The following is a 23,354-nucleotide window of genomic DNA, read 5'->3' as shown; positions in this document are numbered from 1 at the left end:
TTGCCTGTGGTGAGCCCGCTTGCCCGCGTTGAGTGGGCTTACCTGTGGTGAGCCCGCTTGGATGTGGTGAGCGGGCTTACCTGTGGTGAGCGGGCTTGCCCCGCGTTGGGGCGCGCAGCGGCCCCAAATACAGTCACCGCGTTCTTCCAGGTACACCGCGGGGTTCGGTTTTGGGGGCGCTGCGCGCCCCAACGCGGGGCAAGCCCGCTCGCCACAAAAAAGCGGGTTTGTCACAAAAAAGCCTGCTTGCCACAAAAAAACCGTTCATCACAAAAAAACTGCTCACCACAAAAAAAGCTCGGCCCCCACAAAAAAGTGCGTGTGTCGCGCAAGTTGCGGTCAGGCCTGCAGGTCAGCCAGTCCCAAGTGCTCGCGCAGCGTGGAGCCCTCATACGCTTTGCGGAACAAGCCTTTGCGCTGCAGGTGCGGAATCACACTCTCGACAAACTCAGTAAACGACCCCGGCAAATACCCCGGCGAAATCACAAACCCGTCGCAACCGCCCTGCTCGAACAGTTCGGCCAGTTGGTCGGCGATCTGCGCGCCGGTGCCTACCAGTTGCGGCACGCGCACGCTGCTGGCGAAGATCCGGCCGAGTTGTTCCAGGGTGGTCTGCGGGCCTTGCATCAGCAGCTTTTCCGCAGCAGCCGGATGGATCAGCGGTGACTGCGCGATTTCCGCCAGCGTGGCGCTCAACGGGAAGGGCGACAGGTCCACATTCAACTGCGAAGCCAGCGTCACCAGGCCCAGCTCGGGACGCGCCAGGGCGTTGTGCCGGTCGCGCTTGGCGCGGGCTTCGGCTTCGCTGCCGCCAATGAACGGCATCACCGCTGTCAGCACCTTGCAACTGTCGGCCTCGCGGCCTTGCTGCACGACCTGCGCGCGTACGTCATCGCGAAACGCGCGCATGGCTGCCAGGTGCGGGTGAATGGTGAAAATCGCTTCGGCCCAGCGCGCGCCGAACCGACGGCCACGTCCGGAGGAGCCGGCCTGGATCAGCACTGGCCGCCCCTGGGGCGTGCGCGGAATATTCAGCGGGCCCTCGACCTTGAACCACTCGCCCTGGTGCTGCACCGACTGGATCAACGCCGGGTCGGCGAGCACGCCGCTGGCACGATCGAGCTTCAATGCGTCCTTGCCCCAGCTGCTCCAGAGCTTCAGCGCGACTTCGACAAATTCATCGGCGCGGTCATAGCGCAGGTCGTGTTCCAGGTGCTTGTCCTTGCCAAACAGGCGCCCTTCGCTGTCGTTCATCGAGGTGACGATATTCCAGGCCGCGCGGCCCTTGGACAGGTGGTCGAGGGTGGCAAACTCGCGGGCGATGTGTGCCGGTTCGTAATAGGTAGTGGACCGCGTCGCACCCAGGCCCAACTTGCGGGTCTGGCCGATCAGGTAGGAGAGGATCGGCAGCGGGTCGAGGCGCGTGGCGTCCTGGGCGCCGTAGCGCAAGGCCAACTCGCGGGAGCCGCCCATCTGGTCACCCACCGCCAGGCGATCGGCGAAGAACAGAAAGTCGAACAGCCCCTCCTCCACCACCTTGGCCACTCGCGCGTAGTACTCGGGATCGAGGTAATTGCCGACAGTTTCCGGATGGCGCCACACCGCATGGCTGTGCACCACGGGGCCGCTGAGCAGGAAGGCTGACAAGTGGATCTGGCGGCTCATGGCTTCGGCGTCCACACGGTGATATCAGAGACTTTCAGCGGCTTGGGAATCAGCTTGGCGGCGTAGTAGTAATCGGCGATGCGTTGCTGTTCGGCGAGGTTGTCCACCTTGACCGGGATGATGTCGTAGCTGCGTCGGCTGTTGGCGCGCTCCACCGTGGCCGGAGCGATGTTGCCCCACAGCGGACCGAGAATTTCAGCGGCCTCCTTGGGATGGGCTTTGACCCATTGGCCGGTCTCGCGCAGGGTGTCGAACGTCACTTGCAACACGTCCGGATGCGCCTTCGCGAACCGGGTCGTGGCCAGGTAGAAGCGGTTGTAATTGGCCAGGCCGTCGCTGCCGTCGGCAATCACGCGCGCGTGGTGGTCGAGTTGCTGGGTCGCGTAGAACGGGTCCCAGATCACCCAGGCGTCCACGCTGCCATTGGCGAACGCCGCGCCGCCGTCGGGGGCTTCGAGGTAACGCGGGGTGATATCGGCAAGGGTCAGCCCAGCTTTTTTCAGCGCACTGATCAGCAGGAAATTGCTGCCCGAGCCTTTGGACACGGCGACGGTCTTGCCCTTGAGGTCGGCAACGCTGTGGATCGGCGATTTATCCTGCACGATGATCGCCTGCGCGCCGGGCGACGCGTTTTCCTGCGCGTAGTAAATCAGCGGCGCATCGGCGGCCTGGGTGAACAAGGCGAAGGCGTCGGCCACATCGGCATGCAGGTCGACGCTGCCGGCGTTCAACGAGCTGAGCAGACCGGTGCTGAATTCATGCCAGTTGACCGTGAACCCCAGCGGCTTGAGGCGCTGTTCCAGCTGGCCATTTTGCTTGAGCAGGATCCACAGGGTGGATGAGCGCTGGTAGCTGATATCCAGGGTCTGCTCGGCATGGGCCGCCGCTGCGGCAAACAGCAGGCTGGCGGCGAGAATGAGTTTTTTGAACGTCATGAAAAGGCCTTGGCATAGAAGAAGTGAAAGAAGCTGCATATGCCAAAACGCGGCATAAGGCCTGGCAAATAAGCGAACTTGATTATATTAATGACGAGCAATTATGAAAGAACTCTATAATTCTATGGTTATGCCGAATTCGCAGGACTGTGCGAAAAGCGCCCTAAGCTAAGATCGAAAGAGTATTTATCGAATAGTTTTTAGAACTTTATGCTTGGCGATATTTCGCTGAAGATCGAGCTCGCCATGTCCATTCGCCGTCCCCTCGCCGTCGTTTTAGGGTTGCTGGCCTTTTCCGTTGCCATCAGCGCCGAAGCCCAGGAAACCCTGCGCATCGGCTACCAGAAATCCTCGACCCTGATCACCCTGCTGAAAACCCAGGGCACCCTGGAACAAGCCCTCAAGGCCGACAACATTGATGTGAGCTGGCACGAGTTCCCCAGCGGCCTGCCGCTGCTCGAAGCGCTGAACGTGGGCAACGTCGACATCAGCGCCGATGTGGCGGATACCGTGCCGATCTTCGCCCAGGCGGCCCAGGCCAAACTCACCTACTTCGCCCAGGAAGCGCCCTCGCCTTCGGCCCAGGCCATCGTGGTGCGCAAGGATTCGCCGATCCAGCAACTGGCGGATTTGAAAGGCAAGAAAATCGCGGTGACCAAGGCGGCCGGCACCCACTATTTGCTGATCGCGGCGCTGGCCAAGGCGGGGCTGGCCTTCTCGGATATCGAGCCTGCGTACCTGTCGCCGGCCGATGGTCGCGCGGCGTTCGAGAACAACAAGGTGGATGCGTGGGTCACCTGGGAACCCTTCCTGACCAGCGTGCAGCGTCAATTGCCGACACGCACCTTGGCGGACGGCGCCGGGCTGGCCAGTTACAAGCGTTACTACCTGACCGGGACGCCGTACGCCAAGGCGCATCCGCAGGTGTTGAAAGTGGTGTACGCGCAGCTGGAGAAAACCGGCGAGTGGGTGAAGAAAAACCCGCAGGACGCGGCGAAAATCCTCGGCCCGTTGTGGGGCAACCTGGACGTGGCCACCGTAGAAGCGGCCAATGCGCACCGCAGTTATCAGGTGCAACCGGTGACGCTCGATCAGTTGGGTGAGCAGCAGAAGATTGCCGATGCGTTCTTCAAGGCCGGCTTGCTGCCCAAGGCGGTAGACGCCAAGGATGTACAGACCTGGAAGCCCTGAGGCCGGGCACGGTCTAACTGTGGGAGCTGGCTTGCTCGCGAAAGCGGTGGTTCAATGAATACATCTTCGACTGAAAGACTGCATTCGCGAGCAAGCCCGCTCCCACAATTTGATCTCCATACCCTGTCCAAGCCGTGATTTGATCAACTGTAGAAGCTGGCTTGCCTGCGATGGCGCCCCGTCAGCCACCTCTTCATTACTGAACCACCGCTATCGCTGGCAAGCCAGCTCCCACATTTTTGATCTGCATACACCCTACACGCTGTGACTCGATCAACTGTGGGAGCGGGCTTGCCTGCGATGGCGACCCGTCAGCCACCTCTTCATTGCTGAACCACCGCTATCGCTGGCAAGCCAGCTCCCACACTTTTGATCTCCATACCCTCTCCAAGCAGTGACTCAATCAACTGTGGGAGCGGGCTTGCTCGCGAAAACGGTGGTTCAACGAATACATCTTCGACTGAAAGACTGCATTCGCGAGCAAGCCCGCTCCCACATTTTTGAGCTGCATACACCCTTAGAGCAGTGTGCGGGCCAGGGCCTTTTTCCATTCGGCGTAACGACCTGCCATCGCCGGGTCATCCTGCGGCTCGAACCGCTCGCGCTGTCGCTCCAATTGCGCCAGCGCTGCATCGCTCGCCCACACTCCCAAGGCTCGTCCGGCCAGGTGCGCCGCGCCCAGCGCCGAGACTTCCGGCGATAGGCTGCGCACCACCGGGCGTTGCAGCAGGTTGGCCAGGAACTGCATCAGCCAGCGGTTGCGCGTGGCGCCGCCGTCGACCCACAACTCCTTGAGCGGACTGCCAATGTCCTGCTGCATCGCCTCGAACACATCGCGAATCTGATAGCCGATGGACTCCAGCGAAGCACGCAGGATATGCGCACCAGACGTCGCTTCGGTCAGCCCGCAGATCAACCCGCGCGCATCGGCCTTCCAGTGCGGCGCGCCCAACCCGGACAGCGCCGGCACAAAGTACACGCCGCCATTGTCCGGCAGTTGCGCGGCCTGTTCAGTCAACGCATCCAGCGACTCACCCGCCACCAGGCGCGAGGCCCATTGCACCGCCGCGCCGGTGTGCACGATATTGCCTTCCATGCCAAAGGTGGCTTGGCTGCCGTCATGCCAGGCCAGCGTGGTCGAAAGACCGTGCGTGGACGCGATCGGCCCCTTCATGGGCGTCATCAACGAAGAACCGGTGCCGAGGGTGGCCTTGACCAAGCCCGGGGCAAAACCGCCCTGCCCGTACAGCGCGGCGTGGGAATCGCCGATCATCGACATCACCGGGATGCCCGCAGGCAAGCCGCCCAGCGCGACGGTCTCGGCAAAGAAACCCGCGCTCGGGCGGATCGGCGCCAGGGCCGCCAGAGGAATGTCGAACAGCGCCAGCAACTCAGGGTCCCAGGCGCAGGTGTGCAGGTTGAACAGCTGGGTGCGCGCGGCATTCGAATAGTCGGTGGCGAACACCTGGCCGCCGCTGAGTTTCCACAGCAGCCAGCTGTCGACGGTACCCAGGCAGATCTCGCCGGCAGCCGCGCGGGCGTGACCGTCTTCAAGGGTGTCGAGAATCCAGCGAAACTTTCCGGCGGAGAACATCGGGTCCAGCGCCAGCCCGGTTTTTTCCAGGATCACAGCTTCATGCCCCTGCTCATGCAGCTGGGCGCACAACGCGGTGGAGCGTCGACATTGCCAACTGATGCACGGCGACACCGGCTCGCCCGTGCGCCTGTCCCAGGCCACCACCGATTCGCGCTGGTTGCTGATGGCCAAGGCGGTGATCGGACGATCCACCTGGGCCAGGCATTCTTCAATCGCAGCCAGGGTGCTGTGCCAGATGAACAGCGGATCCTGTTCGGAAAACCCGGCCTGCGGATGGCTGACGCTCAACGGCCGCGAGCCGCGGGCAATCACCTGCCCGAGCGCGTTGACCAGCACCGCCTTAGCGTTGCTGGTGCCTTCGTCTATCGCCAGGATCAGCGGAGTGTGGTTATTCATGGGGGTCACCGCAACCGAGTGGCAGCCGCCACGATCCCAGCCGCGTCGATGTTATGCAAGGCGCGGGTCGGTTCACGGGCGCCGGCGGCGGCGTATTCGCCGTCACCGATGCCCAGGCGGATCAGCGCGATACCCAGCCCGGCCTCGGCCAGCACTTCGGCAACCAGGCTGCCGATGCCGCCGTTGATGTTGTGTTCTTCCACGGTGATGACCGCGTGGGTGCCGCTCAAAGCACTGAGCAGGACGTCACGCTGCAGCGGCCGGATCGACGACAGATTGATCACCTGCGCCTGGATCCCCTGTTCCGCCAGCAACGCCGCGGCATCCACTGCCTCGTGCACCACCGACCCCAGGGCGACGATGCTCACATCGGCGCCCTGGCGCAGGATATCCACCTGCCCCGGCACGAATTGGTAATCGGCGCCGTGCACATCCGGCAAGGCTTTGCCATCGAGACGGATGTACACCGGGCCGTGGTAGCGCAGCGCGTAATCGACGATCTGGCGGCACTCGATCGCGTCGGCCGGCGCGAAAATCTGCACATTGCCAAAGCCACGCATCACCGAAATATCGTCAAGGCTGTGGTGGGTGCTGGCCAGCGGACCATAGCTGGTGCCGGCATTCAGGCCGAACATCTTGACGTTGGCCTGGTTGTAGCAGACGTCGACCTTGATCTGCTCATTGGCGCGCGAGATCAGAAACGGCGCCGCGTTGCAGGTGGCGGCAATCTTGCCACCCAGCGCCAGGCCCGCCGCGACGCTGACCAGCGACTGTTCGGCAATGCCGACGTTGATCAGGCGCTCGGGAAAGCGCTGGGAAAACGGGCCGATCTTGGCCGTGGAGGTGGAGTCGCTGACCACGGGCACCACGTCCAGCCCTGCATCGACCGCATCAATAAACGCCTGCACCATGACGCTCGCCAGATGTTCACTCGCCATGACTCAACTCCTCCAGTGCCGCATTGATTTCGTCACCCTTGGGCACGCGGTGGTGCCATTCGGGACGGGCTTCGATAAACGACACGCCCTTGCCTTTAATGGTGTGGGCGATCAGCACCTGGGGCGCGCCGGTGTGGGTCTGCATGTCTTCGAGGGCGTCGATCAACTGGCCGACGTCGTTGCCGTCGCACTCACTGACACGAAAGCCGAAGGCGGCCCATTTCACATCCAGCGGGTCCAGCGGCATGATCTCGGCAGTCAACCCCGCCAGCTGCAGCTTGTTCTTGTCGACGATCACAAACAGGTTATCCAGGCCGTACTTGGCCGCCGCCATTGCGGCTTCCCAGTTGGAACCTTCAGCCAGCTCGCCGTCGCCGGTCAGCACGTAGATGCGCTTTTTGCTGCCGGACATTTTCGCCGCCAACGCCAACCCCACCGCCACCGGCAAACCATGGCCGAGGGCGCCGGTGTTGAGTTCGATACCGGGGGTTTTCTGCCGCACCGGGTGACCCGGCAAGTGCGAATTGAAGTGCTGGTAGGTAGGCAACCAGTCGGTCGGGATGTAGCCCGCCTGCGCCAGGCAGCAATACAAACCGCCGACGCCATGGCCCTTGCTCTGGATATAGATATCGCGCTCAGGGTCTTCGGTGCGTTCCGGGCCGGTATTGAGGATGCGGAAATACAGCGTGGCGAGGATGTCGGTTTCCGACAGATCAGCCCCGGTGTGCCCGCCGGCCGGTGAGTCGGCATTCAGGCGGATCACGTGGCGCCGGATCAGGCGGGCCTGTTCTTTGATCTGGTGGGCGTCGTACTGGAAGGCATTCATGCAGCGGCTCCTGTGGGCTGACCACGCGAGGTGAAAGTGCCGAAAGCTGTTTTGAATATTTATTCAGCAGTGACAATATATTTCTATTTAGACGCCGATCCGCCAGCAGGTCAAGTGAGTGATTCGCTGAAAAATGAAATAAGTCGCGCAAAAGCCGCTCGGACAGACGGCGAAAATCCCACCCGGGGTTATCTATCCCGTGGCTTTGAGGCGTATAAAAGCTGCGGTTTAGAGGCACACATGAAAAATTAAGCGCTTGACTTTGACGCAGTGGCACTGGAATCTGAATTAACAGTCAGGCACGCATAAATATTCAAGCGACCTGAAAGCACTCCAAAAAAAATAAATCAGGAGAACACTGTGGACGCCAAAGCGATTGTCCAGCACCCGGCCGAACTCAAGCCGCCCCACCGCCCACGGCTGGTGAAACTGCTGCCCAGCAATATCGGCGGCCCGTTGATCGGGCTAGTGCTGTTGGTGCTGGTCTTCTCCTTCAGCTCCGAATTCTTCTTCTCGTTGCGCAATGGCCTGAACATTCTCGATCAGGTCACGGTGCTGGGCATCCTGGCGATCGGCATGACGGCGGTGATCGTGATCGGCGGCATCGACCTGTCGGTCGGCTCGGTGCTGGCCTTCTCGATGATGATGCTCGGCTGGCTCTATCAGGACCAGGCGGTGCCGCTGGGCTTCGCCATCCCGATTTCAATTGCCAGCGGCATGCTGGCCGGGCTGGTCTCCGGGGGCTTGATCACCTACGCCAAGTTGCCGCCGTTCATTGCCACGCTGACCATGATGTCGGTGGCCCGCGGCTTGGCGAATATCCTCACCGAAGGCCGGCAGATCGTCGGTTACCCGGACTGGTTCACCAGCCTGGCGACGGTGCGGCATTTCGGTTTTCTCTCGGCCACCGTCGGGCTGTTCCTGGTGATGCTGGTGGTGGCGTGGGTGTTCCTGCGCTTTCGTGCCGGCGGCCGCAACCTGTACGCCATGGGTGGTAGCCCGGAAGTGGCGCGCCTGTCGGGCATCAAGGTGCGCGCGATCACGCTCTGGGTGTACGCCATCAGCGGTGCCCTCGCCGGCATTGCCGCCGTGACCCTGGCTGCCCGCCTCGACTCGTCCCAACCCAGCGCCGGCCTGAGCCTGGAACTGGACGCCATCGCCGCCGTGGTAATTGGCGGCGCCAGCCTCAGCGGTGGCGTCGGCAGTATCGGTGGCACCCTCGTGGGGGTGCTGATCATTGGCGTGCTGCGCAATGGCCTCAACCTGCTTGGCGTTTCGCCCTTCATTCAACAAGTGGTGATCGGCGTGGTCATCGCCCTCGCCGTGACCATCGACACCCTGCGACGCCGCTCCAGCACTGCCCGTTAAACCTGTTCGACAGTTGACACCCTCCAACAATAAAACCAGGAGTCACCGACATGTTCAGCCCCAAGAAACTGCTAATCGCCACTGCCCTGGCTGCCGCGACCCTCAGCGCCGCCGGCACCACCTGGGCCAAGGACCTGACCATCGGCCTGGCCGTGGCCAACCTGCAGGCCGACTTCTTCAACCAGATCAAGCAGTCGGTGGAAGCCGAGGGCAAGGCCAAGGGGATCAAGGTGATCACCGTGGACGCCCAGGGCAACTCCTCGACCCAGGTCAGCCAGATTGAAGACCTGATCACCCGCCAGATCGACGTGCTGATCTACATTCCGGCCGGTGCTACTGCCGCCGGTGTGCCGGTCAAAGCCGCCAAGGCCGCCGGCATCCCGGTGATCGCCGTCGACCGCAACGCCCCCGACGCACCCGGCGACACGTTTATCGCCAGCGACAGCGTGGCCGGCGCCAAGACCCTGGCCGAGTACGTGGGCAAGATCACCGACGGCAAGGGGCGCATTGCGATCCTGCAAGGCCAGCTCGGTACCACGCCGGAAAACGACCGCGCCAAAGGCTTTGAACAAGGCCTCAAAGCCTTCCCGGACCTCAAGGTGGTCGCCCAGCAACCCGCCGAATGGGCTCAGGACAAAGGCTTCGCGGTGGCCCAGGACCTGCTCCAGCGTGACCCGAACATCACCGTATTCTTCGGGCGCGCCGACGCCATGGCATTGGGCGCGGCCCAGGCAGTGAAAGTCGGCAACCTCGATCACAAAGTCGTGGTAGTCGGTTTTGACGGCGACGTCGCCGGGCTCAAGTCCGTGGAAAGTGGTGTGCTCAACGCGACCATGACCCAGCAGACGCAGAAAATGGGGCGCCTGGCCGTGGCCTCGGCAATTGACCTGAAGGCTGGCAAAGACGTGCCCAAGGAACAACTGCTGCCCACCGTGCTGACCACCAAAGACAACGTCGCGCCGTTCCTGCAACAGCACCCGTAAGCCTCGGAGGTCGTCATGCAAGCAGCCGCTCTGGACACCGCTCAACCTGACGCGGTGCTGTGCCTGCGCAATATCAGCAAGGCCTACGGGCCGGTGCAGGTGCTGTCGCAGGTCAACGTGGATATTCGCCCTGGCGAGGTATTGGCCCTGCTCGGTGAAAACGGCGCGGGCAAGTCGACCTTGTCGTCGATCATCGCCGGCCTGGTGCAACCCGAGGCCGGCGGCAGCATGACCTGGCTCGGCGCACCCTACGCGCCGGCATCACCGGGTGCCGCGCTGGGTGCGGGGATCGGCCTGATCCACCAGGAAATCCGTCTGCTGCCGCAACTGTCGATCGCCGAAAACATCTTCGTCGGCCGCCTGCCCATGCGTCACGGGCGGGTCGACCGCGAGTACATGGAGGCGCAGGCGCAGATTCAGCTCGAGCGCCTGGGGCTCAAGGTGCCGGCGTCGCGCAAGGTCGAAGGCCTGAGCGTGGCGGCCCAGCAACTGGTGGAAATCGCCAAGGCGCTGACCCTCAAGGCCAGCCTGTTGATCCTCGACGAGCCCACCGCGGCATTGGGCGGCGACGAAACCGAGCTGCTGTTCAAGCAGGTGGAACGGCTCAAGGCCGAGGGCGTGTCGTTTATCTATATCAGTCATCGCCTGGAAGAAATCGCGCGCATCGCCGACCGCGTGCTGGTGCTGCGCGACGGTCGCCAGATCGCCCTGCACGCCACGGCCCAGGTGCCGGTGCGTGAGTTGGTCGAGCAGATGGTCGGACGCAGCCTGGAGCGGATTTTCCCGACGCTGCAGGCCCCCCAGGCGCGGGTGATGCTGCAGGTCAAGGAGTTGACCTGCCGCGAATTTGCCTTGCACGGCATCGACTTCAGCGTGCGCGCCGGCGAGGTGTTCGGCATTGCCGGGGTAGTCGGCGCCGGGCGGACCGAACTGGTGCGCACCATCGCCGGTGCGGCCCGGGATATCCAAGGCCATATGGTGCTGGACGGTGAAGTCCGCCAGCTGCGCTCGCCGTTCGAGGCAATCCAGGCCGGCGTGGTGCTGGTGCCCGAAGACCGCAAGCAGCAAGGCGTGGTGGTGGAGCATCGGATCGAAGACAACCTGATCTACGGCAACACCGACCTGCTGGATAAACGCGGTTGGGTGTTCCCTGCCCCGCTGCGCGAATTCGCGCGCACGGCGGTGGCGCGCCTGGGTGTTAAAGGGGCACCGCAGTCGCGGATATCCAGCCTGTCCGGGGGTAACCAGCAGAAGGTGATCATTGCCAAATGGCTGGCACGCAATCCCAAGGTGTTCATCCTCGACGAGCCCACGCGCGGCATCGACGTGGGTGCACGCGCGGCGATTTATGAAGTGATCGCGGACCTGGCAGCCAAGGGCATGGCTGTGATTGTGGTGAGTTCCGACCTGGACGAAGTGCTCGGGCTGTCCCATCGGGTGATGGTAATGAGCCGGGGGCGACAGATGGGGATTCTGGAACGTGGCGAGGCCACACCGGTTTCGGTGATGGAAATGGCCACCGCATGACCACGAACTATGGATGCGCCACCCTTTTTGTGGTGAGCGGGCTTGCCCCGCGTTGGGCTGCGCAGCAGCCCCCCTCAGGCCCCTGCGTTGAATCAGACACACCCCGGTGGCGAATCGAGGGGCTGCTTCGCAGCCCAACGCGGGGCAAGCCCGCTCACCACAGGGGGCGGGGGTGTATTGCCGACCATGAGTAAGGGAGTCATCCATGCAGCTTTTCAGTAATCATGGCCAGGCCGCCTTCGTCAGCGGTGCCGACAGTGGCATCTATCCAACGGTAAAAGCGCGACCCTTTGTGGTGAGCGGGCTTGCCCCGCGTTGGGCTGCGCAGCAGCCCCCCTCAGGCCCCTGCGTTGAATCAGACACACCCCGGTGGCAGATCGAGGGGCCGCTTCGCAGCCCAACGCGGGGCAAGCCCGCTCACCACAGGGGGGGGCGGGGTGTATTGCCAACCATGAATAAGGGAGTCATCCATGCCACTTTTCAGTCTTCAGGGCCAGGTCGCCTTCGTCACCGGGACCGACAGTGGCATCTATCCAACGGTAAAAGCGCGCCCCTTGTGGTGAGCGGGCTTGCCCCGCGTTGGGCTGCGCAGCAGCCCCCCTCAGGCCCCTGCGTTGAATCAGACACACCCCGGTGGCAGATCGAGGGGCCGCTTCGCAGCCCAACGCGGGGCAAGCCCGCTCACCACAGGGGGGGCGGGGGTGTATTGCTAACCATTAGTAAGGGAGTCATCCATGCCACTTTTCAGTCTTCAGGGCCAGGCCGCCTTCGTCAGCGGTGCCGACAGTGACATCTATCCAACGGTAAAAGCGCGACCCTTGTGGTGAGCGGGCTTGCCCCGCGTTGGGCTGCGCAGCAGCCCCACCCTCAGGCACCCGCGTTGAATCAGACACACCCCAATGACAGATCGAGGCGGGGTGTATTGATAACCATGAATAACGGAGTCATCCATGCAACTTTTCAGTCTTCAGGGCCAAGTCGCTTTTGTCACCGGTGCAGGCAGCGGGATCGGACAGGCCATCGCCGTCGGGCTGGCCGAGGCCGGCGCCGATGTGGCGTGTTTTGACCTGCCCGGCAGCCCCGGTATTGCCAGCACCGTAGAACGCATCCAGGCATTGGGCCGTCGTGCCCTGGCCCTGAGCGGCACCGTCACCGAGCGCGCCGCGCTGGACGCCGCTGTCGCTCGCACCGAAACCGAACTCGGCCCGCTGAGCGTGGCGGTCAACTGCGCCGGTATCGCCAACGCCCAGGCCGCCGAAGACCTCGAGCTGCAGCGCTGGCAGACCACCCTGGACATCAACCTCACGGGCATCTTCCTCAGTTGCCAGGCCCAGGCCGCCGTCATGTTGCCGCGCGGCAAAGGCGCCATCGTCAATATCGCCTCGATGTCCGGCAGCATCGTCAACCGCGGCTTGCTGCAGGCGCACTACAACACCTCCAAGGCCGGGGTGATTCACCTGAGCAAAAGCCTGGCGATGGAATGGGCCGACAAGGGCCTGCGGGTCAACTGCATCAGCCCCGGCTACACCGCGACGCCGATGAACTCGCGCCCGGAAGTCGCCGACCAGGTGAAGATTTTTGAACAGACCACGCCCATGGGCCGCATGGCCAGCGTGGAAGAAATGGTCGGCCCGGCGATTTTCCTGGTCAGCCGGGCCTCGTCTTTCTGCACCGGTGTCGACCTGCTGGTCGATGGCGGTTTCGTCTGCTGGTAAGGAGTCTTGTGATGTCGCAACGTTTCAGCGGTAAAACCATCGTGATCACCGGCGCCTGCCGTGGCATCGGCGCCGGCATTGCCGAGCGCTTCGCCCAGGAAGGCGCCAACCTGGTACTGGCTTCCAATGACCTGGAACGCGTGACCTTCACCGCCGACCAACTGGCCCGGGAATACAAGGTCGACGCCCTGGCCCTGGCCATCGACGTCACCCGTGAAGACGACATTGAAAAGCTCTACCGCGAAGGCCACGCGCGCTTTGGCAGCATCGACGTGTCGGTGCAGAACGCCGGCATCATCACCATCGACCACTACGACAAAATGCCCCGCGCCGACTTCGACAAGGTGCTGCAGGTCAACACCACCGGCGTGTGGCTGGGCTGCCGGGAAGCGGCCAAGTACATGGTCAAGCAAGGCAGCGGGCGGCTGATCAACACCTCGTCCGGCCAGGGCCGCCAGGGGTTCATCTATACGCCGCACTACGCCGCGAGCAAAATGGGCGTGATCGGCATCACCCAGAGCCTGGCGCTGGAACTGGCACGGCATAACATCACGGTCAACGCGTTTTGCCCCGGCATCATCGAAAGCGAAATGTGGGACTACAACGACCGCGTGTGGGGCGAGATCCTCAGCACCGAGGAAAAACGCTACGGCAAAGGCGAATTGATGGCCGAATGGGTCAAGAACATCCCCCTGCGCCGTGCCGGCAAACCCTCGGATGTGGCAGGCCTGGTGGCGTTCCTGGCCTCCGACGATGCCGCCTACCTGACCGGCCAGGCGATCAATATCGACGGCGGCCTGATCATGTCGTAAGGGTTTGGTATCCTCACCCGCATTGATGTCACCACTGAGGCCTTCATGAGCCAAATCGAAGAACAGCGCCTGATCACCAAGATCGCGAGCCTCTATTACGAAGAAGGGCTCAAGCAGTCCGAGATTTCCGCACAGCTCGACCTGTCCCAATCCTTTATCAGCCGCGCGCTGCGTCGGGCGCTGCAGGAAGGCGTGGTGAAGATCAGCGTGATGCGCCTGCAAGGCCTGCACCTGGAGCTGGAAACCCAGTTGCAGCGCCGCTATGGCGTGCGTCGGGTGATCGTGGTCGAAGCCACCGAACCGGGCAATGACGAAAGCATCAAGCAGGCCATCGGCTCGGCCGCCGCGCATTACCTGGAGACCAGCCTGTCGCCGCAGGATCACATCGGCATTTCGTCGTGGAGCAGCACCATTCGCGCCATGGTCGGCCACCTGCATGCACAACCGGGCAAACAAGGCGCCCAGGAAGTGGTACAACTGTTGGGTGGCGTCGGTAACAAAGGCGCGTTTGAAGCGACCTTGCTGACCCAGCGCCTGGCCACCCTGCTCAACTGCCCGGCGTTCCTGCTGCCCTCGCAAAGCATCGAGCAATCGGTGGAGAGCAAGCAGCGCATCGTGCAGATGGAAGAGGTCAAGGAAGTGCTGCAACGCTTTGACAGCATCACCCTGGCCATCGTCGGCATCGGCGACCTGGAGCCTTCGCAACTGCTGCGCAACAGCGGCAACTACTACACCGAAGACATGCTGCGCCTGCTGGCCGAGCGCGGTGCCGTCGGCGATATCTGCCTGCGCTACTTCGACGCCCAGGGCAAGCCGGTACTGGAAGAAGATGAAGAGTTCGTGGTGTCGGTGGCGCTGCCCAAGCTGCGCAGCATCCACCGCGTGCTGGGCCTGGCCGGCGGGCTGAACAAGGTCCAGGCGATTCGTGGCGCGCTCAAGGGCGGCTACCTGGACATCCTGATTACCGACCTGGATACCGCACAGGCCCTCAACCAATAACCTCTTTTGGAGACTGCCGCTCATGACGTCCAAGCTCGAACAACTCAAGCAATTCACCACCGTGGTCTGCGACACCGGGGACCTGGAAGCCATCAGCCGCCTGCGCCCGGTGGACGCCACCACCAACCCTTCGCTGCTGCTCAAGGCCGCCGCCATCCCGGAATACGCCGACCTGCTGCGCCGCGCCGTGAGCCATGCCAAAGGGGATGTGGGCCTGGCCGGCGACCACTTCGCGGTGTCGGTGGGTGCAGGGATTCTCAAGGTAATTCCGGGGCGCATCTCCACTGAGGTCGACGCGCGCCTGTCATTCGACGAAGACGCGCTGTGGGCCAAGGCCAACCAGTTGATCGCCCTCTACGACCAGGCCGGCATCGGTCGCGATCGCGTGCTGATCAAGCTGGCCTCGACCTGGGAAGGCATCCGCACTGCCGAGCGCCTGGAAAAGGCCGGTATCCAGACCAACCTGACGCTGCTGTTCTCCTTCGCCCAGGCGGCTGCCTGTGCCGACGCCGGCGTGTTTCTGATCTCGCCGTTTGTGGGCCGCATCTACGACTGGTACCGCAAGAACACCGGGCTGGACTACACCGGTGCCGAAGACCCCGGCGTGCAGTCGGTCACGCGCATCTACAACTACTACAAGGCCAACGGCATCAAGACCGTGGTGATGGGCGCCAGCTTCCGCACCCTCAGCCAGATCGAACAACTGGCCGGTTGCGACCGCCTGACCATCAGCCCGGAACTGCTGCAAAAGCTTGATGAAGACCAGGGCCCGCTGGCACGCAAACTCACCCCGGGCGCCGACGGCGAAGCGCGCCTGCAGTTGACCGAGGCACAGTTCCGCTGGGCCTCGAACGAAGACGCGATGGCCACTGAGAAACTCGCAGAAGGCATTCGCCAGTTTGCGCGGGACCAGGAAAAACTGGAGGCGGTGTTGTCGGCGCTATGACCCCCGTCCAGCCGCTCGGCCAGTCGCGCACCTTGGTGTTCCTGGCCTACCCGCAAATGGGCCTGCTCGACCTGACCGGCGCCCAGACCGTGTTCTGGGCGGCCACCAAGGCCATGGTCGAGCGTGGCCTGCCGGGCTATGTGATGCACACCGCCAGCCTGGCGGGTGGCTTGATGCCAACAGCCGAAGGCTTGAGCGTCGATACCCTGCCACTGGCGCAATTTGACCCCGCCACCCTCGACACCTTGATCGTACCCGGCGCCCCCGCCATTCAACAGGCGATGGCCGCCAACACCGACCTGGTGGACTGGCTGCGTCATGCATCTACCCAGGCCCGGCGCACGGCTTCGGTGTGCAGCGGCACGTTCCTGCTGGCCCAGGCCGGCTTGCTCCAAGGCCGGCGCGCTGCCACGCACTGGGCGATGTGCGACATGCTCAAGCGCGGGTTCCCGAGCATCGAAGTGGACATGGATGCGATCTTTGTCCAGCAAGGCAATGTGTGGACGTCGGCAGGCGTGAGTGCCGGTATCGACCTCGCGCTGGCGTTGGTCGAGGCCGATTGCGGGCGTCACGTCGCCCTGCAAGTGGCGCGGGAGCTGGTGGTGTTTCTCAAAAGGCCCGGTGGCCAGGCCCAGTTCAGCCAACTGCTGCAAGCGCAGACCGATGACACTGCGGGTTTCGACGCCTTGCACCTGTGGATCGCCGATAACCTCAGCGACAGCGAGCTTACGGTGGAGCGCCTGGCAGAACAAAGCCGCATGAGCCCGCGCAATTTCGCCCGGGTCTACAAGCAAAAAACCGGGCGCACCCCGGCCAAGGCCATCGAGTTGTTTCGCGTGGAGGCGGCACGACGCCTGTTGGAAGACTCCCAGCGCAACATCGACCAAGTCGCGCACCTGTGTGGCTTTGGCGATGAAGAACGGATGCGCTACACCTTCCATCGCCACCTGTCGATTTCCCCTCGCGACTACCGCGCGCGCTTTTCCCGCTGACAGCAGGCCGGTTGGCAGTAATTCAGGGTTTTGTGTCCTACCCGACAAACAACGCCGCTCTTAAAGTAGGCCGGTAACGCATTGCACCTTGAGCAATCGTATCGACCTGGTCCCTGGAGCATCCCCATGAAGCAGCACATCCTTATCATCGGCGCCGGCTTCGGCGGTGTCTGGAGCGCCTTGAGCGCCGCACGCCTGCTGGATAAACATGACCGCCATGACGTGCAGATCAGCGTGCTGGCCCCACAGCCGGCGCTACGTATTCGTCCACGTTTCTACGAAGCCGATGTGCATGCCATGCAAGCACCGCTGGGGCCGTTGTTTGCGGCGGTCGGCGTGGACTTCATCGAGGGCGCCGCCGACCGCATCGATGAAAATGGCAAGCAGGTGACCTACCGCAATGCGGCTGGCATAGCCACCACCCTCAGGTACGATCGCCTGGTTCTAGCCGCTGGCAGCCGTCTGAATCGGCCACAGATGGAAGGCATCCAGCACGTGTTCGATGTGGACCAGATCGAAGATGCCACGCGCCTCGAAGCGCACATCAAGGGGTTGAACAAGCTGCCCGATAGCCCGGCACGTAACACTGTGGTGGTGGCCGGCGGCGGGTTTACCGGGATCGAGACCGCGACCGAAATGCCGGCACGCCTGCGCGAAGCACTGGGTGACAACGCCAATATTCGTGTGATCGTGGTGGACCGCGGCCCGCAGATTGCGGCTTCCATGGGCGATGGTATTCGTCCGTCCATCGTCGAAGCCAGCGAACACCTGGGCCTGGAATGGAGATTGAATACCTCAGTGGCCGCGGTGGATGCCGGCGGCGTGACCCTGGCCGATGGGGAACGCATTGAGTCCAGTACCGTGATCTGGACCATCGGCTTTCGCGCCAACCCGCTGACCGAACAGGTCAGCGGCACCCTTGATCCCCAGGGCCGCCTGCATGTGGACGGCAACCTCAAGGTCAAGGGCCTGGCCGATGTCTTTGCCGCCGGTGATGTGGCCTACGCCGCCACCGATGACCTGGGTCACTTCGCCAGCATGTCCTGCCAGCACGCCATTGCCCTGGGCCGCTACGCCGGCAACAACGTCGCCGCCGACCTGATCGGTGTGGCCCCGATGACCTACAGCCAGCCCAAATACGTCACCTGCCTCGACCTCGGTGCCTGGGGCGCGGTGTACACAGAGGGCTGGGATCGTCAGCTCAAACTGGTGGGCCAGGAAGCCAAGGAGCTTAAACAGCAGATCAACACCGTGTGGATCTACCCACCCGCTGCTGATCGGGCCACCGCGCTGGCGGCGGCTGACCCGCTGATCCCGGTGGCCTGACCGCGCCTGGGGCGGCAGCTATCAACTCTGGGGTGTATTTACCGTCAGGCCACGAGCTGCCAATGCCCCCAATACCCCGCCGACCATCGGCGCCAGCCAGAACAACCACAACTGCGCAATGTACTCACCGCCGGCGAACAACGCCGGGCCGGTGCTGCGCGCGGGGTTGACCGAGGTGTTGGTCACCGGGATCAGGACCAGGTGAATCAGGGTCAGCGCCAGGCCGATGGCAATCGGCGCAAAGCCTGCGGGCGCGCCCGGCGCGGTCACGCGCATGATGATCAGCACAAAGAAGAACGTAGCGATCACTTCGGCCAGCAGTGCAGCCTTCATGTCGAACAGGCCCGGGCTCAGCTCGCCGTAGCCGTTGGCAGCAAAGCCGCCCATCTCGAAACCGGGTTGGCCGTTGGCGATCACATACAGCGCTGCTGCAGCCGCAATGGCCCCAACCACTTGCGCCGCGATATAGGGCAGCACTTTCCCCCCGCACAGACGGCGCCCTGCCCAGAGGCCGAGGGTCACCGCCGGGTTGAAATGCCCACCGGAGATACCGCCCACCGCGTAGGCCATCGTCAACACGGTCAGGCCGAACGCCAGTGACACGCCGGCGAAGCCAATCCCCAACCCAGGGAACGCAGCCGCCAGAATGGCGCTGCCACATCCGCCGAAAGTCAGCCAGAAGGTTCCGAGGAATTCTGCGGTCAAACGTCTTTGCACAAGTGACTCCATTGCTGTTCAGGTGCCGTCACCACAGGACGTGGGCGGTCCTGGGCGACGGTAGCAATGGGCATCATGGCGCCCTGTAAGACTTGTCTGGTTTTAGCGTTTTACCGCGGGGTTGCGGGCACACCCGTGCCGAACCGACGAATCGCCAGGCAATAACCGATCAACGCCACCGCCGCCAGCAAACCGCCCGCCGCGCCGATCCAGGCAAAGCCGAAGTGGCTGCCGACCCAGCTGCCCATCAGCGCACCGCCGCCGATACCAATGTTGTAGATGCCGGAGAACATCGCCATCGCCACGTCGGTGGCGTCCGGCGCAAGGACCAGCACCTTGGATTGCATGGCCAGGCCGAAGCCCATGATCGCCATGCCCCAGAACACGCTGAGGATCACCAGGTAGGATTCGGCGCCGCTCAACGGCAGCAGCAGCGACAGGCACGCCGCCAGCAGGAACACCGCGCCGACCACGAACACGTGAGGGTTGAAGCGGTGCACCAGGCTGAACAGCAGCGAACCAATGATGCCCGCGCCGCCGAACACCAGCAGGATCAGGGTGACCGCGCTGCCGCTCATGCCGGCTACACCTTCGACGAAGGGTTCGATATAGCTGTAGGCGGTGAATTGCGCGGTGACGGTCATGGCCGTGAGCACGTACAGCGCCACCAGCGCCGGACGCTTGAACAGCAGCGGCAGGCTGCGCAGGGAGCCGGAGTTCTGGCTCGGCAACGGCGGCAAGGTGCGCGCCAGCCAGAACACCAGGGCAGCAGCGAAGGCGCCGATGACCAGGAAGGTCGTGCGCCAGCCCATGGCTTCGCCGAGCAGGCGGCCCAGCGGAATGCCCAGTACCATCGCCAGCGAGGTGCCGGTGGCGAGCAAGCCCAGCGCCTGCACCTGCTTGCCTTCCGGCGCCAGGCGCACGGCCAGGGACGCGGTGATCGACCAGAACAGCGCATGGGACAAGGCGATGCCGACCCGGCTGAGCATCAGGATGCCGAAGCTGGTGGCCACGCTGGAAAGAATATGGCTGGCGATGAACATGCCGAACAGCACGATCAGCAACTTGCGCCGCTCGACGTTGCGGGTCAGCAGCATCACCGGCAGCGAGGTCAGCGACACGATCCACGCATAGATGGTGAGCATCAGGCCGACACTGGCGATGGGCATGTCGAAGCTGGCGCCAATGGCGCTGAGCAGCCCCACGGGCACGAATTCGGTGGTGTTGAACACAAACGCGGCCAGCGCCAGGGCGATGACCGGTTGCCAGTTGGCTTGGGGGGTTGCGGCTGAAATGCTCATTGAAGGGCGAGGTACTCTGGCGATGATCAAGCGGCCACCCAGGACAAGCGCCGCCGCGGAGCATTCTATAGGTTTCTCGGCCGGCTGTTGACGCCCATCCCCCTCAAAATACCCTCAGCGGGGTCACGGTAAGGTCATGGTCACCACGTAGTTCCCCGACCGGATCGGCTTGCCGGCGCCATCGACGAGCACATAGCGCTGGTCGTAATACCGCCCGTTGCCACTGTCCGCGACCAGCAGCACGTGGGCCGCGTCGACACTGGCCACCGGCGCCACACCGCGTACATCGAAGTGGCTGCCGCGGCTGGCGACGGCACACTCGTGCAATTCCATCACCGCGCCACTGTGCGTATTTGTCGCACACCCGCCTTCGACGATACTGCCGTGGAACTCAATGCTGCCCTGCCCCACGATCTGCGCGGCGCCGCACGTACTCGCCCAGATACCCAGGAGGCCTGCCATTACCGAAAGACGCTTGACGCTCATGTCGACACTCCTTATTGGGCTCTTACCCACTAAGTCGTCTGCCCGAGCGTTAACTTGAGGCGCCGCGTCCAAAGGTTTGCGCTAGATCAAGGATCCACCTGTCCCATCATCTCGGGAATGCTTTCCGGGCGCTTGGCATAGCGCTGGGCCAGCGCCGCGCAGACCATCAACTGGATCTGGTGAAACAGCATCAGCGGCAGGATCAGCACCCCCATGGTCGCCCCGGCGAACAGCACCTGGGCCATCGGTACGCCGGTCGCCAGGCTCTTCTTCGAGCCACAGAACAGGATGGTGATGCGGTCTTCCTGGTTGAAACCAAAGGCCTTGCCCAACAGCGTCGACGCCACCAGCACCAGGCCGAGCAACACGCAGCAGGCGACAACCAGGCCACCCAGTTCCCACAGCGGGATCTGGTGCCAGATGCCTTCGTTGACCGCTTCGCTGAACGCGCCGTACACCACCAGCAGGATCGAGCCCTGGTCGACGAACTTCAGCCAGGATTTATTGCGGCCCACCCACGCGCCGATCCAGCGGCGGGCGATCTGCCCGGCGACAAACGGCAGCAGCAATTGCACGCTGATTTTGAGGATCGCATCGACCGTGGAGCCGCCGTCGCCATGCACGTTGAGCAGCAAGGTCACCAGCAACGGCGTGAGGAAGATGCCGAACAGGCTGGAGGCCGCCGCGCTGCAGATCGCCGCAGGGATATTGCCGCGCGCCAGCGAGGTGAAGGCAATCGCCGATTGCACCGTGGCCGGCAAGGCGCAAAGGTAGAGCATGCCCATGTACAGGTCTTTGCCGATCAGCGGCGAGAGCAGCGGCTTGAGCGCCAGGCCCAGCAGCGGAAACAGTACGAAGGTCAGGCTGAACACCAGCAAGTGCAGGCGCCAGTGCCCCGCACCGGCCACGATGGCCTGGCGCGACAGCTTGGCGCCATGCAGGAAGAACAGCAGCGCGATGGCCAGGTTGGTGACCCAGCCGAAGGCCACGGCAGTCTGGCCGCTGGCGGGCAGCAGGGAGGCGAGGATCACCGTGGCGATCAGCGTCAGGGTGAAGTTGTCGGGCAGAAAACGAGGGCGAGTCATAAGCGGATCTTCCGGGGGTTGCCAAGAGCGTCATCGCGACTCTAACGTAACGACCTGTTACCGACTAACGCCAATGAGCCAGTAAATGCCGCCTAAAGGACATGCCAACACCGTGCGCCGCAGCGTGCCCGGGCTTTCCAGCCTGCCACGGCCGGTGTATGGCCGTACCGAATCGCTGCCCAACCGCGCACTGACGCGCCGGCACAGCCACCCGTGGGTGCAATTGTCCTACGCGATCTCCGGGGTGCTGGAGATCCAGACCAGCGTCGGCCGCTTCGTCGCCCCGCCGCAACGCGCGGTGTGGATCCCAGCGGGCATGCCGCACCGGGTATTCAGCTCGCCGCACACGGAGATGCGCAGTTTGTACCTCGATTGCAGCGTCACCACCTGGGCAGCCGAGCGTTGCCAGGTGCTGGAGGTGAGCAACCTGTTGCGTGAGTTGATCCGCAGCTTCAGTGAACTGCCAGTGGAGTACGCCGAGGATGGCCCGGACGGTCGGCTGGCCCAGGTGGTGCTCGACCAACTGGCGGCAGCGCCGCAGGTCGACCTGATGCTGCCGTTGCCCCACGACCCGCGCCTGCGCCAGATCTACCGCAGCCTCAACCTGCACCCGGAACAGCAGACTACCCTGGGGCAGTGGAGCCAGAAGCTGGGGGTCAGCGAGAAAACCCTCAGCCGTTTGTTCTTGAGGGACACCGGCCTGACGTTCCGGGCCTGGCGCCAGCGCCTGAGGCTATTGACCGCCCTGCCCGCCCTGGAGCAAGGCGAGCGGGTGACGGATGTGGCGCTGGGCTGTGGCTACGAATCCACCTCGGCATTCATCAACGCGTTTCGACAGCAGTTTGATGCGACGCCCGGTGAGTTCTTTCGCTGACCATGAGGTGAAGGAGCTCCAAATGTGAGAGCGGGCTTGCCCGCGAAAGCGGTGTGTCAGTCGACCTCTGCAGTGGCTGATCCAGCGTATTCGCGGGCAAGCCCGCTCCCACATTTTGACATTGCGTGTATCTGCCAGGCATACCAGTCCACCTCGGCATTCATCAATGCATTTCGCCAGCAGTTTGACGCGACGCCCGGTGAGTTCTTTCGCTGACCATGAGGTGAAGGAGATCCAAATGTGGGAGCGGGCTTGCCCGCGAAAGCGGTGTGTCAGTCGACCTCTGCAGTGGCTGATCCAGCGTATTCGCGGGCAAGCCCGCTCCCACATTTTGACATTGCATGTATCTGCCAGGCATACCAGTCCACCTCGGCATTCATCAATGCGTTTCGCCAGCAGTTTGATGCGACGCCCGGTGAGTTCTTTCGCTGACTATGTGGTGAAGGAGATCCAAGTGTAGGAGCGGGCTTGCCCGCGAAAGCGGTGTGTCAGTCGACCTCTGCAGTGGCTGATCCAGCGTATTCGCGGGCAAGCCCGCTCCCACATTTTGACATTGCATGTATCTGCCAGGCATACGAGTCCACCTCGGCATTCATCAATGCGTTTCGACAGCAGTTTGATGCGACGCCCGGTGAGTTCTTTCGCTGACTATAAGATGAAGGAGATCCAAGTGTG

At 63.2% G+C, this 23,354-nt stretch carries 20 protein-coding genes; 11 read left to right on the top strand and 9 right to left on the bottom strand.

Going from position 1 to position 23,354, the window contains the following annotated elements; translation table 11 throughout:
* Positions 1-339 precede the first annotated feature (339 nt).
* Both C9990_RS12755 and C9990_RS12750 read right to left on the bottom strand, forming a co-directional pair.
* Positions 340-1,665, bottom strand: a complete 1,326-nt coding sequence (locus C9990_RS12755) for an LLM class flavin-dependent oxidoreductase (protein ID WP_106803495.1) — start codon at positions 1,663-1,665, stop codon at positions 340-342.
* On the bottom strand, positions 1,662-2,600 hold the full coding sequence (locus C9990_RS12750; RefSeq protein WP_106803494.1) for an aliphatic sulfonate ABC transporter substrate-binding protein: 939 nt from the start codon (positions 2,598-2,600) through the stop codon (positions 1,662-1,664). The genes C9990_RS12755 and C9990_RS12750 overlap by 4 nt, the downstream gene beginning before the upstream one ends.
* 246 nt (positions 2,601-2,846) lie before the next feature.
* Between C9990_RS12750 and C9990_RS12745 the strand changes: the two genes are divergently transcribed.
* Positions 2,847-3,791: an aliphatic sulfonate ABC transporter substrate-binding protein gene (locus tag C9990_RS12745; RefSeq protein WP_106805641.1), complete on the top strand. Its 945-nt coding sequence runs from the start codon at positions 2,847-2,849 to the stop codon at positions 3,789-3,791.
* Positions 3,792-4,308: 517 nt separating this feature from the next.
* On the opposite strand, the gene C9990_RS12740 is transcribed toward C9990_RS12745, so the two are convergent.
* From C9990_RS12740 to C9990_RS12730, 3 genes are read right to left on the bottom strand one after another with little or no spacing between them, the layout of a single operon-like run.
* The gene (locus C9990_RS12740) at positions 4,309-5,784 is read right to left on the bottom strand and encodes an FGGY family carbohydrate kinase (protein ID WP_106803493.1); all 1,476 of its coding nucleotides are present in this window, start codon (positions 5,782-5,784) and stop codon (positions 4,309-4,311) included.
* A gap of 5 nt (positions 5,785-5,789) precedes the next feature.
* Positions 5,790-6,722: a transketolase family protein gene (locus C9990_RS12735; RefSeq protein ID WP_106803492.1), complete on the bottom strand. Its 933-nt coding sequence runs from the start codon at positions 6,720-6,722 to the stop codon at positions 5,790-5,792.
* Positions 6,712-7,548, bottom strand: coding sequence for a transketolase (locus C9990_RS12730; RefSeq protein WP_065907316.1), 837 nt, complete (start codon positions 7,546-7,548; stop codon positions 6,712-6,714). The genes C9990_RS12735 and C9990_RS12730 overlap by 11 nt, the downstream gene beginning before the upstream one ends.
* 360 nt (positions 7,549-7,908) lie before the next feature.
* Between C9990_RS12730 and C9990_RS12725 the strand changes: the two genes are divergently transcribed.
* The 9 genes from C9990_RS12725 to C9990_RS12685 all read left to right on the top strand — a co-directional run bounded on the left by C9990_RS12725 (position 7,909) and on the right by C9990_RS12685 (position 18,216).
* The gene (locus tag C9990_RS12725) at positions 7,909-8,916 is read left to right on the top strand and encodes an ABC transporter permease (RefSeq protein WP_012724867.1); all 1,008 of its coding nucleotides are present in this window, start codon (positions 7,909-7,911) and stop codon (positions 8,914-8,916) included.
* 50 nt (positions 8,917-8,966) lie between these two features.
* The gene (locus tag C9990_RS12720; RefSeq protein WP_106803491.1) at positions 8,967-9,899 is read left to right on the top strand and encodes a sugar ABC transporter substrate-binding protein; all 933 of its coding nucleotides are present in this window, start codon (positions 8,967-8,969) and stop codon (positions 9,897-9,899) included.
* Positions 9,900-9,914: 15 nt separating this feature from the next.
* Complete coding sequence (locus C9990_RS12715) at positions 9,915-11,426, top strand: sugar ABC transporter ATP-binding protein (RefSeq protein WP_065907319.1); 1,512 nt, start codon at positions 9,915-9,917, stop codon at positions 11,424-11,426.
* Positions 11,427-12,376: 950 nt separating this feature from the next.
* Positions 12,377-13,141, top strand: a complete 765-nt coding sequence (locus C9990_RS12710; RefSeq protein ID WP_106803490.1) for an SDR family oxidoreductase — start codon at positions 12,377-12,379, stop codon at positions 13,139-13,141.
* 11 nt (positions 13,142-13,152) lie between these two features.
* Positions 13,153-13,953, top strand: a complete 801-nt coding sequence (locus C9990_RS12705; protein WP_106803489.1) for a glucose 1-dehydrogenase — start codon at positions 13,153-13,155, stop codon at positions 13,951-13,953.
* Positions 13,954-13,998: 45 nt separating this feature from the next.
* Positions 13,999-14,952 (top strand): sugar-binding transcriptional regulator, encoded by a 954-nt coding sequence (locus C9990_RS12700; RefSeq protein WP_065907327.1) that lies wholly within the window; start codon positions 13,999-14,001, stop codon positions 14,950-14,952.
* A 22-nt stretch (positions 14,953-14,974) separates the two neighbouring features.
* Positions 14,975-15,898 carry a transaldolase gene (gene tal / locus C9990_RS12695; protein WP_106803488.1) on the top strand — a complete coding sequence of 308 codons (924 nt, stop codon included), beginning with the start codon at positions 14,975-14,977 and terminating at the stop codon, positions 15,896-15,898.
* Positions 15,895-16,890: a GlxA family transcriptional regulator gene (locus C9990_RS12690; RefSeq protein ID WP_106803487.1), complete on the top strand. Its 996-nt coding sequence runs from the start codon at positions 15,895-15,897 to the stop codon at positions 16,888-16,890. The genes tal and C9990_RS12690 overlap by 4 nt, the downstream gene beginning before the upstream one ends.
* 126 nt (positions 16,891-17,016) lie before the next feature.
* Positions 17,017-18,216, top strand: coding sequence for an NAD(P)/FAD-dependent oxidoreductase (locus C9990_RS12685; RefSeq protein ID WP_106803486.1), 1,200 nt, complete (start codon positions 17,017-17,019; stop codon positions 18,214-18,216).
* Positions 18,217-18,237: 21 nt separating this feature from the next.
* Here the strand turns inward: C9990_RS12685 and aqpZ are convergent, their stop codons facing one another.
* The 4 genes from aqpZ to C9990_RS12665 all read right to left on the bottom strand — a co-directional run bounded on the left by aqpZ (position 18,238) and on the right by C9990_RS12665 (position 21,805).
* On the bottom strand, positions 18,238-18,945 hold the full coding sequence (gene aqpZ, locus C9990_RS12680) for an aquaporin Z (RefSeq protein WP_106803485.1): 708 nt from the start codon (positions 18,943-18,945) through the stop codon (positions 18,238-18,240).
* Between the two features lie 98 nt (positions 18,946-19,043).
* Complete coding sequence (locus C9990_RS12675; RefSeq protein WP_065907348.1) at positions 19,044-20,234, bottom strand: sugar transporter; 1,191 nt, start codon at positions 20,232-20,234, stop codon at positions 19,044-19,046.
* A 123-nt stretch (positions 20,235-20,357) separates the two neighbouring features.
* Positions 20,358-20,720: a type 1 fimbrial protein gene (locus tag C9990_RS12670; RefSeq protein ID WP_106803484.1), complete on the bottom strand. Its 363-nt coding sequence runs from the start codon at positions 20,718-20,720 to the stop codon at positions 20,358-20,360.
* Positions 20,721-20,806: 86 nt separating this feature from the next.
* Positions 20,807-21,805, bottom strand: coding sequence for a bile acid:sodium symporter family protein (locus C9990_RS12665; protein WP_065907352.1), 999 nt, complete (start codon positions 21,803-21,805; stop codon positions 20,807-20,809).
* An 85-nt stretch (positions 21,806-21,890) separates the two neighbouring features.
* Here C9990_RS12665 and C9990_RS12660 point away from each other — a divergent pair, with 85 nt between their 5' ends.
* Positions 21,891-22,679: a helix-turn-helix domain-containing protein gene (locus tag C9990_RS12660; RefSeq protein WP_065907354.1), complete on the top strand. Its 789-nt coding sequence runs from the start codon at positions 21,891-21,893 to the stop codon at positions 22,677-22,679.
* Positions 22,680-23,354 lie beyond the last annotated feature (675 nt).

This window comes from Pseudomonas sp. S5D5, assembly GCF_003013355.1.
Classification (GTDB): domain Bacteria; phylum Pseudomonadota; class Gammaproteobacteria; order Pseudomonadales; family Pseudomonadaceae; genus Aquipseudomonas; species Aquipseudomonas aylmerensis.
Note: the sequence above shows the minus strand (reverse complement) of the source record. Positions and strands in the feature narration are given on the sequence as shown.

Bases quoted from the DNA above. Each gene is read 5' to 3' on its own strand.
- C9990_RS12730 (WP_065907316.1), bottom strand. From the start codon at position 7,548: ATGAATGCCTTCCAGTACGACGCCCACCAGATCAAAGAACAGGCCCGC.
- C9990_RS12685 (WP_106803486.1), top strand. From the start codon at position 17,017: ATGAAGCAGCACATCCTTATCATCGGCGCCGGCTTCGGCGGTGTCTGG.
- C9990_RS12740 (WP_106803493.1), bottom strand. From the start codon at position 5,784: ATGAATAACCACACTCCGCTGATCCTGGCGATAGACGAAGGCACCAGC.
- C9990_RS12720 (WP_106803491.1), top strand. From the start codon at position 8,967: ATGTTCAGCCCCAAGAAACTGCTAATCGCCACTGCCCTGGCTGCCGCG.
- C9990_RS12735 (WP_106803492.1), bottom strand. From the start codon at position 6,722: ATGGCGAGTGAACATCTGGCGAGCGTCATGGTGCAGGCGTTTATTGAT.
- C9990_RS12745 (WP_106805641.1), top strand. From the start codon at position 2,847: ATGTCCATTCGCCGTCCCCTCGCCGTCGTTTTAGGGTTGCTGGCCTTT.
- C9990_RS12755 (WP_106803495.1), bottom strand. From the start codon at position 1,665: ATGAGCCGCCAGATCCACTTGTCAGCCTTCCTGCTCAGCGGCCCCGTG.
- C9990_RS12675 (WP_065907348.1), bottom strand. From the start codon at position 20,234: ATGAGCATTTCAGCCGCAACCCCCCAAGCCAACTGGCAACCGGTCATC.
- tal (WP_106803488.1), top strand. From the start codon at position 14,975: ATGACGTCCAAGCTCGAACAACTCAAGCAATTCACCACCGTGGTCTGC.
- C9990_RS12670 (WP_106803484.1), bottom strand. From the start codon at position 20,720: ATGAGCGTCAAGCGTCTTTCGGTAATGGCAGGCCTCCTGGGTATCTGG.
- C9990_RS12700 (WP_065907327.1), top strand. From the start codon at position 13,999: ATGAGCCAAATCGAAGAACAGCGCCTGATCACCAAGATCGCGAGCCTC.
- C9990_RS12750 (WP_106803494.1), bottom strand. From the start codon at position 2,600: ATGACGTTCAAAAAACTCATTCTCGCCGCCAGCCTGCTGTTTGCCGCA.
- C9990_RS12710 (WP_106803490.1), top strand. From the start codon at position 12,377: ATGCAACTTTTCAGTCTTCAGGGCCAAGTCGCTTTTGTCACCGGTGCA.
- C9990_RS12715 (WP_065907319.1), top strand. From the start codon at position 9,915: ATGCAAGCAGCCGCTCTGGACACCGCTCAACCTGACGCGGTGCTGTGC.
- C9990_RS12690 (WP_106803487.1), top strand. From the start codon at position 15,895: ATGACCCCCGTCCAGCCGCTCGGCCAGTCGCGCACCTTGGTGTTCCTG.
- C9990_RS12705 (WP_106803489.1), top strand. From the start codon at position 13,153: ATGTCGCAACGTTTCAGCGGTAAAACCATCGTGATCACCGGCGCCTGC.
- aqpZ (WP_106803485.1), bottom strand. From the start codon at position 18,945: ATGGAGTCACTTGTGCAAAGACGTTTGACCGCAGAATTCCTCGGAACC.
- C9990_RS12660 (WP_065907354.1), top strand. From the start codon at position 21,891: ATGCCGCCTAAAGGACATGCCAACACCGTGCGCCGCAGCGTGCCCGGG.
- C9990_RS12665 (WP_065907352.1), bottom strand. From the start codon at position 21,805: ATGACTCGCCCTCGTTTTCTGCCCGACAACTTCACCCTGACGCTGATC.